This window comes from Hominimerdicola aceti (genome assembly GCF_025567495.1).
Taxonomy (GTDB): Bacteria; Bacillota; Clostridia; order Oscillospirales; family Ruminococcaceae; genus Hominimerdicola; species Hominimerdicola aceti.
In genome coordinates, this window is record NZ_JAOQJZ010000012.1 from 41,179 (window position 1) to 57,630 (window position 16,452).

Annotated in this window: 25 protein-coding genes; 21 read left to right on the top strand and 4 right to left on the bottom strand. The window is 34.3% G+C overall.

From position 1 onward, the window contains the following. Positions 1–369: 369 nt before the first annotated feature. From OCV57_RS11030 to OCV57_RS14410, 21 genes are all read left to right on the top strand, one after another. Entirely contained in the window at positions 370–1,392 is a 1,023-nt protein-coding gene (locus tag OCV57_RS11030; protein WP_267301599.1) for a DNA-methyltransferase, read from the top strand. Then, positions 1,385–2,002, top strand: coding sequence for an NUMOD4 motif-containing HNH endonuclease (locus tag OCV57_RS11035; RefSeq protein ID WP_267301600.1), 618 nt, complete (start codon positions 1,385–1,387; stop codon positions 2,000–2,002). Before OCV57_RS11030 ends, OCV57_RS11035 begins: the two co-directional genes overlap by 8 nt. After that, a complete protein-coding gene (locus OCV57_RS11040) occupies positions 1,995–3,500 on the top strand; it encodes an SNF2-related protein (RefSeq protein WP_267301601.1) in 1,506 nt (501 codons plus the stop codon). Before OCV57_RS11035 ends, OCV57_RS11040 begins: the two co-directional genes overlap by 8 nt. Continuing rightward, entirely contained in the window at positions 3,478–3,753 is a 276-nt protein-coding gene (locus OCV57_RS11045; protein ID WP_267301602.1) for a hypothetical protein, read from the top strand. Before OCV57_RS11040 ends, OCV57_RS11045 begins: the two co-directional genes overlap by 23 nt. Positions 3,754–3,764: 11 nt before the next feature. After that, positions 3,765–4,079: a hypothetical protein gene (locus OCV57_RS11050; protein WP_267301604.1), complete on the top strand. Its 315-nt coding sequence runs from the start codon at positions 3,765–3,767 to the stop codon at positions 4,077–4,079. 18 nt (positions 4,080–4,097) lie between these two features. Continuing rightward, complete coding sequence (locus tag OCV57_RS11055; protein WP_267301606.1) at positions 4,098–4,451, top strand: hypothetical protein; 354 nt, start codon at positions 4,098–4,100, stop codon at positions 4,449–4,451. A gap of 211 nt (positions 4,452–4,662) precedes the next feature. After that, positions 4,663–4,866, top strand: a complete 204-nt coding sequence (locus OCV57_RS11060; protein ID WP_267301608.1) for a hypothetical protein — start codon at positions 4,663–4,665, stop codon at positions 4,864–4,866. Between the two features lie 8 nt (positions 4,867–4,874). Further along, positions 4,875–5,186: a hypothetical protein gene (locus tag OCV57_RS11065; protein ID WP_267301609.1), complete on the top strand. Its 312-nt coding sequence runs from the start codon at positions 4,875–4,877 to the stop codon at positions 5,184–5,186. Positions 5,187–5,192: 6 nt separating this feature from the next. Beyond that, positions 5,193–5,975 carry a hypothetical protein gene (locus tag OCV57_RS11070; protein WP_267301610.1) on the top strand — a complete coding sequence of 261 codons (783 nt, stop codon included), beginning with the start codon at positions 5,193–5,195 and terminating at the stop codon, positions 5,973–5,975. Between the two features lie 20 nt (positions 5,976–5,995). After that, positions 5,996–6,211 (top strand): hypothetical protein, encoded by a 216-nt coding sequence (locus tag OCV57_RS11075; protein WP_267301612.1) that lies wholly within the window; start codon positions 5,996–5,998, stop codon positions 6,209–6,211. A 24-nt stretch (positions 6,212–6,235) separates the two neighbouring features. After that, entirely contained in the window at positions 6,236–6,478 is a 243-nt protein-coding gene (locus tag OCV57_RS11080; protein WP_267301613.1) for a hypothetical protein, read from the top strand. Between the two features lie 11 nt (positions 6,479–6,489). Continuing rightward, a complete protein-coding gene (locus OCV57_RS11085) occupies positions 6,490–7,014 on the top strand; it encodes an FAD-dependent thymidylate synthase (RefSeq protein WP_267301614.1) in 525 nt (174 codons plus the stop codon). Continuing rightward, a complete protein-coding gene (locus OCV57_RS11090; protein ID WP_267301615.1) occupies positions 7,011–7,610 on the top strand; it encodes a hypothetical protein in 600 nt (199 codons plus the stop codon). The genes OCV57_RS11085 and OCV57_RS11090 overlap by 4 nt, the downstream gene beginning before the upstream one ends. Beyond that, positions 7,585–7,986 (top strand): hypothetical protein, encoded by a 402-nt coding sequence (locus OCV57_RS11095; RefSeq protein WP_267301616.1) that lies wholly within the window; start codon positions 7,585–7,587, stop codon positions 7,984–7,986. Before OCV57_RS11090 ends, OCV57_RS11095 begins: the two co-directional genes overlap by 26 nt. Then, entirely contained in the window at positions 7,979–8,128 is a 150-nt protein-coding gene (locus OCV57_RS11100; RefSeq protein ID WP_267301617.1) for a hypothetical protein, read from the top strand. The genes OCV57_RS11095 and OCV57_RS11100 overlap by 8 nt, the downstream gene beginning before the upstream one ends. Continuing rightward, positions 8,097–8,807, top strand: a complete 711-nt coding sequence (locus OCV57_RS11105) for a 5' nucleotidase, NT5C type (protein ID WP_267301618.1) — start codon at positions 8,097–8,099, stop codon at positions 8,805–8,807. The genes OCV57_RS11100 and OCV57_RS11105 overlap by 32 nt, the downstream gene beginning before the upstream one ends. A gap of 4 nt (positions 8,808–8,811) precedes the next feature. Beyond that, positions 8,812–10,065, top strand: a complete 1,254-nt coding sequence (gene nrdD, locus OCV57_RS11110) for an anaerobic ribonucleoside-triphosphate reductase (protein ID WP_267301620.1) — start codon at positions 8,812–8,814, stop codon at positions 10,063–10,065. Positions 10,066–10,477: 412 nt separating this feature from the next. After that, complete coding sequence (gene nrdD, locus OCV57_RS11115) at positions 10,478–11,473, top strand: anaerobic ribonucleoside-triphosphate reductase (protein WP_267301621.1); 996 nt, start codon at positions 10,478–10,480, stop codon at positions 11,471–11,473. After that, a complete protein-coding gene (gene nrdG, locus OCV57_RS11120) occupies positions 11,470–11,961 on the top strand; it encodes an anaerobic ribonucleoside-triphosphate reductase activating protein (RefSeq protein ID WP_267301622.1) in 492 nt (163 codons plus the stop codon). Before nrdD (OCV57_RS11115) ends, nrdG begins: the two co-directional genes overlap by 4 nt. A 161-nt stretch (positions 11,962–12,122) precedes the next feature. Then, a complete protein-coding gene (locus OCV57_RS11125; protein ID WP_267301623.1) occupies positions 12,123–12,671 on the top strand; it encodes a dUTP diphosphatase in 549 nt (182 codons plus the stop codon). A 59-nt stretch (positions 12,672–12,730) separates the two neighbouring features. Then, a complete protein-coding gene (locus tag OCV57_RS14410; RefSeq protein WP_394804283.1) occupies positions 12,731–12,889 on the top strand; it encodes a helix-turn-helix domain-containing protein in 159 nt (52 codons plus the stop codon). Positions 12,890–12,929: 40 nt separating this feature from the next. Here the strand turns inward: OCV57_RS14410 and OCV57_RS11130 are convergent, their stop codons facing one another. The 4 genes from OCV57_RS11130 to rsgA form a co-directional block, all read right to left on the bottom strand. Further along, entirely contained in the window at positions 12,930–14,111 is a 1,182-nt protein-coding gene (locus OCV57_RS11130; protein ID WP_267301624.1) for a tyrosine-type recombinase/integrase, read from the bottom strand. A 675-nt stretch (positions 14,112–14,786) separates the two neighbouring features. Then, positions 14,787–14,870 carry a stage V sporulation protein SpoVM gene (gene spoVM, locus OCV57_RS14415; RefSeq protein WP_117856231.1) on the bottom strand — a complete coding sequence of 28 codons (84 nt, stop codon included), beginning with the start codon at positions 14,868–14,870 and terminating at the stop codon, positions 14,787–14,789. 43 nt (positions 14,871–14,913) lie between these two features. After that, positions 14,914–15,573 (bottom strand): thiamine diphosphokinase, encoded by a 660-nt coding sequence (locus tag OCV57_RS11135; protein ID WP_171028788.1) that lies wholly within the window; start codon positions 15,571–15,573, stop codon positions 14,914–14,916. Beyond that, positions 15,566–16,450 carry a ribosome small subunit-dependent GTPase A gene (gene rsgA, locus OCV57_RS11140; protein WP_046441704.1) on the bottom strand — a complete coding sequence of 295 codons (885 nt, stop codon included), beginning with the start codon at positions 16,448–16,450 and terminating at the stop codon, positions 15,566–15,568. Before rsgA ends, OCV57_RS11135 begins: the two co-directional genes overlap by 8 nt. Positions 16,451–16,452: the final 2 nt, after the last annotated feature.

Here is a 16,452-nt window from a genome sequence, read left to right on the forward strand (position 1 = left end):
TATTTGAAAGGAGCAGTAAATGTCAACACCTAAGAAACTTTACATATCAGACCTACACATAGGTCATAAAAATATACTAAATTTTGATAATCGTCCATTTTTTAATCTTACAGATATGAAAGAAACTATTATAGATAATTGGAATAGTGTTGTCGGCAAAAATGACAGTGTGTATGTTCTAGGTCCCCACTTTGGATTTATGCAATCGTTAAAGTAATTCTTATAGTTATACTGACGATAATTGCGCTTAATGATAATGGAGTATCGTGCCGTAAAAGAAAGAAGAAACATTAAAATGTTTAATGGTAAAGAAAATACATATAAGAGACAAAATAAAAAAAACAGAAGCAAAAAAAGGAGAATAAAAATATGAGACTAACAAATACATGGATAAATGGAGATTGTCTTAAAGAACTGAAGAAAATGGCTGACGAGTCAGTGGATATGGTAATTACTTCACCGCCATATCACAATCTGAGGGTTTACAGTAATGACCCATGCGACCTTTCAAATTGTGAAAGCTACGAAGAATATTATTATCTTCTCGGTCTTGTAATTGCCGAGTGTCAGAGAGTCCTTAAAAAAGGCGGTAAATTTATAATGCAGTTTGAGGACTATAACTACACCATTGGTAGAGATAATAAAATGGGACAGGAGAGCTTAACAGGTAATATAAATAAGATTATGCTTGACAATAAATTTTCTCTTTGGACTAAGGCATTTTGGAGAAAATATTCCGCACAGAGAGCTATGCTTGCACAGGGTAATCTTTATTATCGCAATATGAAAGCAAGAGATACCATTCTCGCTGCGAATGTAGGCTTTGTTTATGTCTATAAGAAGGAAGGAGATTGTGAACTTATTAAGGCTTCTGATATTACACTCGCTGAATGGGCTGATTGGGCAGATGGTGTATGGAACATTTCTAATTCTGGTATTTCACATACAACCCCTTTTGCAGAAGAACTTGTAAGGCGTTGTGTAAAACTTTGGTCTTGCCCAGGTGACGTTGTACTTGATCCATTTGCGGGAGCAGGAACTACAAATAAAGTTGCGATTGAATGTGGTAGAAGTGCGATAGGTATTGAATTGCAGAAAGAATGGTATGATCTGGCTATCGAAAAGAGATTTTCACTTTGGGACGATAGTGTTTACGAGTCTGACGATAGTATAGAGAAGATGAAAGAGCGTTTTAACGAACAGCTTCTCGTTGGTAAAGAGCAGAGTGCAAAGGCTAAAACCGAGAAACAAGAGAAGAAGGTTATGTCCGATAAGAAAAAAGAATTACAAACACAGATTAAAAACCTAGAAGCTGAACTTGTGGCACTTGGAATAAGGAAATCAGAAATTAAAAAAATCAAAAATGAAGCAAGGGTAGAAAGTGATGGTTGAAGAATGGCGTAATATAAGTGGGTTTGAAAATTATTATCAAGTTAGTAATTTAGGGAACGTAAGGAGAATTGGTGACTATTCAAATCAAATCACATCATGGGGTTTAGAAAATCCTAAAATTTTAAACGTTCGTAAACACAGCAATGGTTATTTGAGAGTTATGCTTTCGGTAAGTGGTAAACATTATGACAGATATATTCATCGCCTAGTAGCAACTGAGTTCTGCAATAACCCTAACCCCGGTAAATACACAGAGGTAAATCATATTGACGGAAATAAAACGAATAATAATGCTATAAATTTAGAGTGGTGCGATAGAAGTTATAATAACAAACACGCTTATATCAAGGGGTTACATACGACACACGGCTGTTATGGAAACAAGAAAATGGTCGCACAAATTGATATTAAAACAAATGTTATAGTAAAAATTTATAATTCTGTAAAAGATGCCTCAAAAAGTGTCGGGTTAAAGAATTTTACTAATATATCAGCTTGTTGTAATTATGCCGAAAATCCTAATAAGTATAAAAGACCTTGTTTATCTTCAAAAGGTTATAAATGGCGATTTGCAACAAATGAAATGAAAGTGGGTGATACTATTGATTGAGTTATCAGTACCTGTTGAAAAGATACCATACATAAGGACTATTGAAGGACGTAAATTTAAAAATGGTAAATGGCAGTTTCCTGACTCGGCATTAACTGTACTACAACAATACAAACTAATCGACAGCAATATCGTTGTTTCTAAGAAAGAGAAAGTTCAATATGAGCTTTCTCCATATCTTAGAGATTATCAGCAGAAGATCGTCAATAACGCACTGAACGAGGGCTGTTATGCAATTTTTTCTGAGACAGGTACTGGAAAAAGCCCTATGGGGCTTGAAATAGCCATACATTTCGATAAGGCTCTTATACTATGTCCGTTATCCGTAATAGAAACTGCATGGATTGATGATTGTCATAGGTTTTATCCTGATAAAATCATCGTGAATTGCCATGGCAGTTCTAAAACAGAACGCTTAGAAAAGCTAAATTCAAAAGCTGATATATACATAATGAATTATGAAAGCTTTAAAATACTTAAAAATGAGATTCGGAACGTTCAGTTTGATTGTTTAATTATTGACGAAAGCTCTGTTATGAAGAATATGACAAGTCAAATTACATCAGATATCCTTGAAATGATAGATGTAATTCCTCACAGGTTTGTTTTAAGTGGTTGTCCTACACCAAACCATAATGCAGAGATATTTCCTCAAATAAAGCTTGTTGATAGCGATGTATTTGGAAATAATTATTATGGTTTCCTTGCAAAGTATTTTACTCAGGATATGGCTAACCCTCACAGATGGTATCAAACTCAGGAGAATAAAAATGCGTACTATAACAGACTTTCTGAAAAATCTATTTTTCTCGCTAAGGACGATTGCATAGCTTTGCCTGATAAGACTTTTGAAATTAAGAAAATTGATATGGGCAAAACGCAGAAAATGTATTATCAGAATATGGTACAGAATATCAAAGATAATATTAACTCATGGAGCAAATTTGAGTTCACGGCAAAGCTAATGAAATTGCGTGAGATTTTAAGTGGCTTTGTAATTAACAAAGATAATAGTATTACCGATTTTGATACTGAAAAAGATAAAATTTTACAACAATCTATTGAAGAAATAGGAGACAAACCTATTATAGTATGGTGTCAGTTTATTCATGAAATCGAAAGACTTGCTAAAAAATTCAATGGTATGGCTCTCACAAGTAAAACAAAAAATCGTGACGATATAATTAGAGATTTTAAAGACAACAAAGTAAAACTGTTGTTTACACACCCACAATTACTAGGCAAAGGCTTAACTTTTACAAATTGTAGTTACAATATTTATTATTCGTTGAGCTTTAGTTACGAGGACTTTAAACAAAGTCAAGATCGTATACACCGTTTTGGGCAAACTAATAAATGCACATACATAATTCTTCAGATGAAGAACACTATTGATGAACGAATTTATAATTGTCTTAGACGAAAGGGCAATGCAGTTGATGAGCTGTATCTTGAAATGGGGTTAAAGAGTATAAATGATTTCAAAGAAAATTCTTAACGCTCTTACGAAAGAGCAACTAATATTCCTAATAAATCAATATCAGCACATGGAATTTCTTATCTCAGAAATCTGTGTCAACGAGAGTAAGCAGCATATTCCGTCTGAGCAGGCGATAGAAGAGATAAGAAAAGAACTTCGTAACTGTAATTTCCCCTTTTGTGCTTCTACAGAAGAATTTATATCACTTTTAGATTATAAAATGGGCAAAATTACACTTGACGAATATAAAGAAAGAATTGGGATTGGGTAGAGAACACAAAAATGAAAGAAATTAAAGTAGCAAAGTATTCTAAGCAATGGTGCAAAACACGAATGACAATATATACTATTATTTGTATTATTTCTTTTTGTGTTTTTGTTTTAACAATGCCAATTATGGTACATTTCTATGACGAATACGGCTTACATCATACCAAAACTATAGTAAGTGTAATGGTGGTTTTAACCTTTTTTGTGGTATGGTTATATTGCTATGCAAAGGTTATGCAGTTTGAGCATTATGAGAGCTATATATACAACCGCATAAAGAAGATTAAGCGTAAACAAGATAGGAAATATAGAAAGTGGTTGATGTAAAAGCAGGAGATAAACAAAATGGATTGTACTATTCAAAATATAAAATGTGAAATCTGCGGTCGAGTGTTCCACAAAGTCTGCCATGCAGAGCCTTTTGACAAAGTTTGTGATAGTGGCGAATGTTTTCATAAAAAATTTTGGCTTGAAATTATAAAAGAAAAGGACGAACACGTTATTATTAATGGCATTTGTTATTACTTAGATAGAACCCACCCAATGAGTGATAGTCCTTTTAGGGGATATGGTGGTAGAGAATTTAAAATTAAATTACATACTGGTGAAATTATCGTAACAAATAATTTATGGCACAATGGTGAAGTACCTAAAGAATTTCGAGATAGATTACCTAATAATGCAGAGTTTATAAAGTAATACACTAAAATACATATAAATCAAACCAACATTTTATTAAGAAAATAAGAGATAAAAACAAAACGGAACGCTCAGATTAGCTACCTGAGTGAATATGATAATTGCAATTATCTTCCAATAAAAACAAATTAGAGGATTTGCAAGATTGTGAACCTAATTACATATTTGGAAAGCTGTTTGAGCTTGATACTGAAACTAGAAAGGAAACAGAATGTTAAATAATGCTTGGAATACTCTCTTGAAATGTACATGGGTGGCTTGCTTTGACACCCATAACTTTCAAGAAGGAAAAGTATACGAAGTAAAAAATGGCAGACTAATAGACGGTCATGGCAGAAAAAGTTGTAATACATATGATAATGTTTACGATATTAATGACAGCTTTTATGCCAGATTTAAAGAAGTGAAGGAGTGAGTAAAAACATGGCAAGCGAGATACGAAATGATTGTGTGGGTTGTACGGCTCTTGGACTTCCCTGCCGTCATTGTTATATGGGTCGAGATTATCGTGTTTTAATATGCGATAAGTGTGGAACTGAGGTTGATACGCTTTATATTATTGACAATGACTCGGAAGAACTTTGTAGCGAATGTGCTAAAGAAAAGGCTATTGAATATTTGTCAAATCATAATGTGGACGTTGACGATTTGTGCGAATACAACGATATTCCTTGCGAAAAAATGAACGGAGAAGATTATTATAACAAATATTGCTATTGTGACGATGAGGAATAAATACATATGAATAAAAAGAAAGACGAGGCAACAAAGCAAATAATGCAACTTATAGTTGCTATTTGCGTAATAGTTATCGGTTTTGGAGTTGTAAAAGTTATTGGGATTAACGAAGATTACAAGCACAATTTTGAAAGAAACAAAGCCGAAAATTCAACAGTTAATACGATTACCACTACCACAAGCACTATAACTAAAAATACAACAACTAGATCGGTAGAAAATAAAAAAAATACAGTAAAAACAAATACTAAATCTACTACAACCACCAAAGAAACAAGAGCTACAAAGCCGTATAGCCATAAAGTAACCGAAACTACAACGATAGTTACTAAGTCTGAAGCAGAGCCAGAAATAGAACTTATTTCTTACGATATTCCAACAGGTGATACTTCATTTCACGGCTATATGGATTATGCTTGTATTACGGACATCAATTCTCTGCAATATCAGTTACAACTAAATTGTTGGACGGATAGTCAGGGAATACGCAGACAAGGTGACGATGTTTGTATTGCTTTAGGAAGTTATTATGGTACAGAAATAGGTACACGCTATCTAATTACAACCGACACAGGTAATTCATTCACCGCTGTTTTAGCCGATTGTAAAGCTGATATTCATACTGACTATAATAATCAGTATCGAGATACAGGCAACGGCTTTAAGAATGTGGTTGAATTTATAGTTGATACATATGCACTTGACCCTGATGTTATGAGCAGTGGCAACATTGGTACTTATGACAATTATTCTGGTAATATTGTATCAATTCAGAAAATTAATTAGAAAAGAGGTGAATTTAAAAATTGGCATACGACAAGAAAGCAGGAAAAAGAAAGCGTTTAGCTAGAGAGGAGGAAAACAGACAGCTAAAACGCTACAAGTCAGAGTGTAGAGAACTAGATACATATTTTATGAGTGAGGACGAACTCATTCAAGCCAAAGAAAGACAGAAGATAACAAAAGCTAGAAATAAAGCAATCGTACAAAGGGCTTATATGATTGCTATGGCAACAAATTAAACGAGCGAGAAAGGACAGATAAAAATGGTAACGGAGTATACAGCATATAAAATTAGATTTACTACGGTAAAAGAGGTACAGCAGTTTATCAGACTTGCGAATATGGTTGACTATAACATAGACCTAAAGCAGAGTCATTACTGCGTAAATGCAAGTAGTATAGTGGGCATATTCGCACTTGACCTAGAAAATGAGGTAATAATGTTTGTGCCAACAGAACATGAAAAGAACGCAGAAGAAATGTTCGCAGAATTTATTATAAAGTAAAGGAAAAGACAATGAAAGTAACAATACTTGAATATCCAACTAATGAAGATTGGATTGCAGTAAAACAAAGAGCCTTGGTGACAGTAGGGCTAAAGGCTAAAACACCACCGACAGACGAGTGGAAATATAAAATATTAAAAGCAAGACATTCACCGATACGCAGACTAAGATTTTCGGTACTGTTTGAAGATATCCCTAATTGGGTAGCGGTACATCTTGTGAGACACATTCACGCACAACCTTATGTGAAATCTCAGAGAAACGATAGGCAATCTAATTATGATAGAACTAAAGCCCCACAGGACGCTCCTGTAAATATGATATGGGATTTCAATGGTGAAGAACTAATGAACATTGCCAATAAGAGATTGTGTAATCAGGCTGCTAAAGAAACAAGAGAAGCTATAAAAGAAATGTGCGATAAAATTATTGAACTTGATGATATTTGGAAAGATTTTCTCGTTCCTATGTGCAAGTACGTTGGAGAGTGTAAGGAAATGTTTCCATGCTATTTAAAGGAGAATGATGGTAAATGACTAAACCACTATTTTGTATTCTTGGAGCTTCGGCAAGTGGTAAATCAACACTTGTGCAAATGCTTGAAAAAGAATTTAATATGAAGCAGATACCCTCTTACACAACTCGTTCTCCGAGATACGAAGGTGAAGCAGGTCATACATTTGTTTCAGAAAAGGAATTTAAGGCACTTAATGATATCGTGGCATATAACTATTATCTCAATAACCATTATGGGGTAACGGCAAGTCAAATTGACGATGATACATATAATCTTTATGTTGTAGACCAAACAGGGCTTAATGAATTACATAAAAAATACAAAGGCAACAGAGAGATTTATTCTATCTTTATAGATTGCCTGCCGATTACTCGGCATGATCGCCTGTTTAGACGTTATTATAAAATGTATAAGAATATTGATAAAGCATTTAAAGAAGCTAGGAAACGTTTTAAGCAAGACGAGATAGAATTTAAAAACTGCAAATCATCTGTTGATTACGTTATCAATAATGATGAAAATATCAACACAGCTTATGAAAATTTCAGAAAATATGTGGTAGGACTTACAATTAAGCAGGAGGGAGATAATGATACCGAAACCGAACATAATTAACAGAGAACATTATAACAGTGTTATTTATTTATCTCACCCATATGGTGGCAAACAAGAAAATCTTAACGAAATAAATGAGTGCCAAAAACTATTAACTATAATGCGCCCTGAGAATTTGTATCTCAATCCTATTGCAATGTTTGGTAGCCTTTACGATTGTACCACTTATGAGCAAGGGTTGAACATGACTCTGTTGTTACTTGAAGAACTTGCAGATGAAATGCTTGTTTGTTCAAATGATTGGCAATTCTCCAAAGGTTGCTGTACAGAGATTAAATATTGTGACAACAGACATATACCGTATAAAATTTGTACTTTGGAGCAAATTAGAAATGAATACGAAAAATACAGAAAGGAACATGATAAAAATGGCTAATTTTATTATTGGTGCTTTGGTTGGGCTTGTACTTGGTTTTCTAATAGCCTATAGAACAGTGACCGAAATGCTTAATGAATTAGACGAGAATAATAAAGAGGAAAATGTCAATGGAACTGAAAGCAAATCTGATAAGACCTAGACCGTGGCGAATTGGTGTAGATTGTGATAATGTCATTAATAATCTAGCAGAGAGTATTATTGATGTTTATAATAAGGACTATAATGACAATTTGTCTGTTGCCGATATAACTACCTATAATATGAGGCAGTTCTTTAAAAAAGTTTCTCAGGATAAGTTCTATGACTATTTCACTGATAAGAGGGTATGGGAAAATATAAAGGTGCTTGAAAACTGTGTCGCTACATTGAAAAAATATCATGATTTAGGTTGTAAAATTTACATAGTAACGGCTACAGCCCCACAGAATGTTTCTAGTAAGGTAGCGTGGTTACAAGAGCAACTTCCATTTTTAAATATGTATGATAGTCTCATAGTCATAAAGAATAAGCAAATGCTCAGTGGAGATATTGATATTCTAGTTGATGATTGTGTGGATAATTTAGTTGGTGGCTATTATCATAAAATTTTATTTGATTATCCATGGAATAGATTAGGCTTCGAGTCATATGAAAACAACACTCATATGTTACATCAAAGATATCGTTGTAGGAATTGGAATGATATTGACAAGGCAATTAATATTATTATGAAAACTGATATGGGTACAGAAATAAAATTAGATTTGAAGCCAGAGAACATAGAGAGTATAGAAAGCGAACAAAAAATAGATTTTGTTTTAAGTGACAACAAGGAGTGATAAAATGTGCAAAATAGTAATTAAAAGAGATGGAACTAAAGTAAAATTTGAAAGAGCAAAGATAGGTAAAGCAATTTTGAAAGCGTATAATGAAGTTTATCCTGATACATTGGATATAAATACCGAACTTGCGAGCGACATATGTACCGATGTATGCAGGAAGCTTGAAGCCATGGCAGAAATTTCAGTAGAAGATATTCAGGATATAGTTGAAACAACACTTATGGATTATGACAGAAATGTAGCGAAAGCTTATATTAAATACAGATATAAAAGAGCTATGGTAAGAAATGAATACAAGGAGTTAATGGAAGCTGTAAAAGAAAAGGTATCAGCCGAAAACGTTCAAAATCAAAATGCCAATGTCGATGAACATTCATTTGGTGGTAGAATTGGCGAGACAGCAGACCTTGTTATGAAAAGATATGCTCTTGAATATTGTATGTCTGATATGGCAAGAAACAATCATATTAATAATGAAATTTATATTCATGATTTATCCCATTATGCCGTGGGAGATCACAACTGTTTGACAATTCCATTTGATGATTTGCTTGCAAATGGTTTTAACACAAGACAAACAGATGTAAGACCTGCACAATCTGTAAGTACAGCATTTCAACTTGTAGCGGTTATTTTTCAGCTTCAATCTCTACAACAGTTTGGCGGTGTTTCGGCTAGTCACCTAGATTGGACGATGATACCATATGTTAGGAAAAGCTTTTCAAAGCATTTTAAAGACGGACTTAAATATTGCTGTGAGTCACCAGAAAATTATATAAATAGAGTACCAAATGAATTGTCTTTTGATGATATGGAAGCAAATGACAAACGTAATGAAAAAGCTTATCAATACGCAATGGATATGACTACTAAAGAAGTTTATCAAGCTGTCGAGGGTATGTATCATAATCTTAATACACTTCAAAGCCGTTCAGGAAATCAACTTCCTTTTACTAGCATCAATTATGGTACTTGTACACTACCAGAGGGCAGGCTTATTATAAAAGCTTTGCTTGAAGTTTCCATTAATGGCATTGGCAAGTTACATAAAACCTCTATTTTCCCTTGTGGTATCTTTCAATGTATGAAAGGAGTAAATCGCAAAGAGGGTGAGCCAAATTATGATTTATTTAAACTTGCGTTGAAATCAACAGCACAAAGACTATATCCAAACTATGCTAATTGTGATTGGAGTGGAAATAAGGGTTATGATAAGAATGACCCTAAAACATATTTTAGTACAATGGGTAAGTAGAACTATAGCCCATTTAAAACCTTTTGAACCTCGCTAGAGGGTGTGAGAATTTATATTCTTGCTAACGAATAGGTCTTTATTATAGTTATGCTGTTATTTAATAAAGATGAGTTCGTGCTAAGTAATTAAGTACAGTAAATAAAAAGAGTCAACATTTAACACATTAAAAGAATGTCAAAATATTTCTCTGAAAATACACACAGATTTATTACAATTATAAATTTACTGTACTTGATTAAAAGTGTATCGACTATCCCTGATGAATGTATGGGAGTAGGGTTGGGGATAAGCACCAACGATGTTATAGGAAACGAAGCATCTGAGAACCGAAGCGGAAGGCTACGGAGCAATCCTATGAAAATATAAATGAATTGACATTTAGTAGAACACATAGTCAGCACCATTGGTGACAATGGATAAAGTGTGTAGAACAGCAAATGGATATGATATAAATGGCTTTGGACAGCTTAAAGACGGACGTGGCAATATTTGTCCTGTAACAATTATTATGCCAACCCTTGCAATGAAATGTAAAACAAATTATGACATGGATGTTAAGGAGCATTATTCTTTTGATGATATAAACATTCTTATAAGTAGATTTATGTATCTTCTCGATGCAAAAATTCAAGAAGCTGCGGTGATGTTACTTGAAAGATTTGATTGGATTTGTTCCCAGAATCCCAAGTCAGCAAAGTTTATGTATGAAAATAATGTAATGGCTGGGTACGATGGAAAAGATATTCGCAGTGCATTAAAACACGGGACACTTGCCATCGGTCAGCTTGGTCTTGCAGAAACACTTCAAATTCTTATTGGTAAAGACCATACAACCGAAGAAGGTATGAAGCTTGCTAAAAGAATAGAAAAGCTATTTAAGGATAGATGTGATAAATTCAAAAAACAATATAAACTTAACTTCGGTGTCTATTTTACTCCTGCGGAAAATCTTTGTTATACAGCCATGCAGAAATTCAAAGATAAATATGGTATAATTCCCAATGTTTCAGACAAGGATTTCTTTACAAATTCTATTCATGTTCCTGTTTGGACTAATATGACACCATTTGAAAAAATTGATATTGAGTCGCAGCTTACAGGATATTCAAACGCAGGTTGTATTACCTATGTTGAACTTGAAGGCACAGTAAAAAATAATCTTGAGTCACTTGAAACAATAGTAAATTATGCTATGGATAAGGATATACCATACTTTGCTATCAACGTACCAAATGATATGTGTACAAATTGTGGATATACAGACGAAATAAACGACAAATGTCCTATGTGTAATTGTCCTAATATTCGTAGACTCCGTAGAGTAACAGGATATCTAACAGGTGACTACAAATCTGCTTTTAATAAAGGTAAACAACAAGAGGTAGAAATGAGGGTAAAACACGCATGAATTATCTAAAAATAGACAAATGTTCTACTTCTAACGGAACTGGTTGCAGAGTCGTCCTTTGGGTATCAGGCTGTAATCACCATTGTCAAAACTGTCAAAATCCACAAACATGGGATAGGAACAGCGGCATACCATTTAATTTAGATACTCTTTTTGAAATATGTGATTATTTGGATAAATCATATATTTCAGGTATCACATTTTCGGGTGGCGATCCCTTACTACCAGATAATCGTGAAATCATACAAGCAATATCTACATTGATTAAATTTTATTGTCCTACCAAAACTCAATGGCTGTATACAGGTTATAAGTGGGAAGAAATTAAAGACTTGCCTATTATGGAGTATCTTGATGTAGTCATTGACGGTCAATACGAAGATGATAAAAGAGATGTAACTTTAAAATGGCGAGGGTCAAGCAATCAGAGAGTTATTGATGTACAGAAAAGCCTAAAACAAAACAAAGTTATTCTTTGGTGCGATTAGCAACACAAAAAAATAAAGGGTTTGCATTTTAACAAACCCTTAAACAAGTCATTAGCCACCATAGAAATTATAATGTGTTCAATATTATGTTTCTGAATGGTGGCGACTAATGACTTTACTAATTATAGCACAGAACAAAATAAAAGTAAAGGAGATAAAAAATGATAACAGCAGTAAAATTTGCAAAGATAAAACCAAACGCAATTATACCAACCAAAAGACCAGAAGATGCAGGCTATGACGTATATCCTTGCTTTGACGAAGATTACATAATAATAAAACCACATACTACGGTTATTATACCAACAGGAATAGCTTCAGCTTGCGATACAGATTACTGTTTCGTGCTACATGAGAGAAGTTCAACAGGCACTAAGGGCATGGCACAGAGGTGTGGAATAATCGACAGTGGCTATCGTGGCGAATGGGGTGTTCCAATTACTAATACAAATGACGTACCGATAGTCATTTGCAAGAAAGAGTCTATTACTGACTTTAACGATTTTGCTAGTGTTTTGTTGCTCCCATATGGAAAATCTGATTCCATTTTATATCCATCTGATTACATTTTATATCCATATGAAAAAGCCATTTGTCAGGCTCTTATAATTCCTGTTCCAGAAGTTGAGATAGAAGAATATACATACGAGGAACTTAAAGCCATTTCGTCAGAAAGGGGTACAGGTCGCCTTGGTAGTAGTGGGAAGTAATATTTAAGGTAGGATAATTAATGAATTGCAAATTTAAAGATTACAATTTGTCTAATTTAATGACTATTAAGGAGCTGCAAAATTATCTGCATATCGGTAAAAATAAAGCATACTATCTCGTTAATAATAATGAAGTACCTACAATACGAATAGGCAATAAAACATATGTTGTTGTAGATAGATTGCAACGATACATAGATAGAAATATAATACTTTAATAAATAAAAGGACAGAAAGTTGATTTCTGTCCTTTTCGTCTTATATGTCTATTTCTTTAATGGTTTTAGCCTTTTCTTCTTCAATTAGATGTACATAAGTGTTATAGGTAAAGGCAACACTGGCGTGACCCAATGTTTCACTTATGATCTTAATATCTACTTTTTTACGAATTAAAAGACTAGCATAAGTGTGTCTGAGCGTGTGCAAGCCTTGTGGATTTAAAATATTGGCTCTTTTACAAATGGAATGATATGTTGTTTCCAAAGAGTCAATCGAGCGTTTACTCGTGGTAATAACAAGATAGTCGTTTGAACGAGGTTTACGAGTTAAATACAAATGTTTTAAATACGATTTTGCAGATTTCGTTAAATATACAAAACGATGTGTTTGTGTTTTGGTATCTTCCTGATTGGCAACCTTGCGTTCATTGTTATCGTCATAATAAGTTACAACATTCTTGTGTATGTTTAAATAATTTGATTTCAAATTTACATCTTGCCACTGTAATGCCATAAGCTCTCCTGCACGAAGTCCTGTATACATCAATATAACTAAAGCAACACCGTTTGTGTATTTATATTGATTACTACTATCTTTTAATGTTGCACAATTAATAAATTTGGCAATTTCTTCATCAGTGAAAAAGCGAATGGGTTTCCGAGTAAATATCTTTTTTGAAGGTTCAGCCACAAAATCACAAGGATTGTTTGAAATAATGTGTTGATGATAAGCATATTTTAGACATTGATTTATTAAAACATATGCCTTATGAATAGTTGAGAAGCTATATCCTCTATAAATTAGTTTGTTTAAAACTTCATTTTGAATAATTTCAGTTGTTAATTCATTCATTCGATATTCACCTATATACGGAATGACATGATTATTCAGTGTTCCAAGTTCCCTAGTATAGCTTGCTCTTTTCAGACGAATTTTTTTTACTGTGAGCATATAATTATGAAAATACTCACTTACAAGAATATCTCCTGAAGAATTTTTTATTTCGTCCAAAATCATATTATTAGCATGAGTTTTATTATATTTTCGCATTTTGTCTATTACATCATTTTGATTTGAACCAACAAAACGTTTTACCTTCACTCTACCATTATCATACTTGCCAATGGTAATTTGTCCTATCCACTTTGCACGATTGTTGTCATAATAAACCGAACCTAAATTTTTAATGTGTCTAGTTTTTTTGTTTCCGACATTTGCCATATGATTATCTCCTTTTAGGGTAGTTTGTTATTATAGCATAAATAATCTAAATTGTCAAGCAGGGGAATAACAATAAGTAATATTTTATAACATAAAACGCAAAAGACAATCAGTGCAAAGCTAAATTAACAATACACACTCAAAATATTTTTACACACTTTTACACACTTTTATAATGATAAATGCATTAAAACCTCGTATTTACGCAGTTTTATTAAATATACCAAAGGGACTTAAAATCCCTCGGGGTAAAACCCGTACCGGTTCAAGTCCGGTTAGCGGCACCATAAATCATCGTAAAATCGGGCTTTTTTGAAGTCCGATTTTATTTTTTGTCCGTTTATCTACCAATCAGTCACATTTCTTTTATTTCTTCATGTCATCAGCCGTATTAGGGCTTCCTACACTCTTGCTTTCCGCAATAGAATTGCAACTTGATAATTGAATATTTTCGTAAAATAGAGGATTTGACGAAATTCGACAGAGCAAAGCTTAAAAAGGATCGTAAAATAGTTATTTATCGTTATACGAATAACGTAATTTTGCCGTCAAAAACACATCATGATGAATCATAACATAACAAAATAAAAAGCTCTTAGATCGTTCCTATGATCTAAGAGCTTTTCTGCTATAGCAAAAAAATTGACGGCACTCAAACGAGTACCGCCAGTTATCCTATTCTTCTTCCTTTTTGATCTTGAAAATAAGCCTCATTAAACCTGATATGACCTTTGGACTTTTTACAACTACAACTTTCATAAGTATTACCTCCCGAATAGTTATAGTTTATATTATTCAAAAATCAAAAATCGGTTACCATTTTTGACTGTACTGACAGCAGATAGCCACTTTTGAATGATATCTCAGCATATTTTCTATCCTGCCCATCAAAGCCTTTCACTACGTTTGATATGCCAAGTGGGAAAGCATTGGTCAGCAGACAGTCCTCTACTTCATATTTCGCACCCTTTATGGTCAGACCCTCTACCTTATCAGTATATGCCACCAGTGAGAACGAAAAGCCCTCACGGTCATATATCCTGTAACTGCCTGCACGATAAAGCCGAATTATCTCACTATCTGCGGCTATCATTCCCTCACCGCCACAAGATAAAATATATCCCAGAGATTGGATATTTCCAAGTAAGTGGTCTACTCGTCCGCCTGTTGCACCAAATATGAGAAAATCATCACAATCCGACTCAAAGCCATGCTTTATGGCAAGCATAAGGTCGGTATCGTCCTTTTCTGAGGGGAAGATCTCGATATTATCAAAAACAGGTTTTTCAGCGGAATCAAAGTCGCCCATAATAATGTCCGACTTTACGCCCACTGCCTGTGCAAGCTTATAGCCCTTGTCAGCGGATATCACAAGAGAATCGTCGATAAAAGACTTATATTCTGCCACACACTGAGCCGACACCGCTTCACCGCCTGAAAAGATAGTGCATTTCTTAGTCATTTTTGTATTCCCACTCCTTAAGCTGCTTTGCCTGCTCGTACATTTCCACATAACTTTCATGCCTTGACTTTGCGATCTCGCCATTTTTTACCGCCTCTATGACCGCACAGCCCTTTTCCTTTGTGTGGCTACAATCAGGAAATCTGCACTTGCCCTCGTATTTCTGAAATTCAGGAAAACAACCTGCAAGCTTGTCCTTGAAAATAATATCATATCTGTTGGTATCAAACGACGAAAAGCCAGGGGTATCGGCAATATACCCACCGCCCTCCAGCTTGTAAAGCTCTACATGGCGTGTGGTGTGCTTTCCTCTGCCAAGCTTTTTGCTTATCTCGTTGGTGGCAAGCCCCAATGCAGGGAACATATTATTGAGCAGTGACGATTTGCCAACGCCCGTGTTTCCTGTAAAAGCCGACAGCTTGCCCTCCAGCACAGCCTTAACAGCTTCACTGCCCTCGCCGGTGGTATTGTCTACCTGAAAGGTCTTTATCCCTGCACCCTTGTATATGTCCACAAGCTCGTCACAGCTTTCCTTGTCTATCTTTGTAAAGACTACCACAGGCTCTATTTTTTTGAAAACAGCTATTGCAATAAACTTATCAAGCAACAGCAGATTAGGTCTTGGTTCGCAGGTAGACGAAACGAACACCAGCATATCAAGATTTGCAAGAGGTGGTCTTATAAGCAATGAGCGTCTTTCCTCTATCTTCTCGATAACTCCGCTTCCGTCGTCCTCCAATGAAAATTCAACTCTGTCACCGCCTACAGGAGAAATGTTCTTTCTTCTGAATACTCCTCTTGCCTTACATTCATAAATGCCGTCGGAGGCTTCTACATAGTAGATGCCTCCGATAGCTTTAACGATTATTCCATTCATGA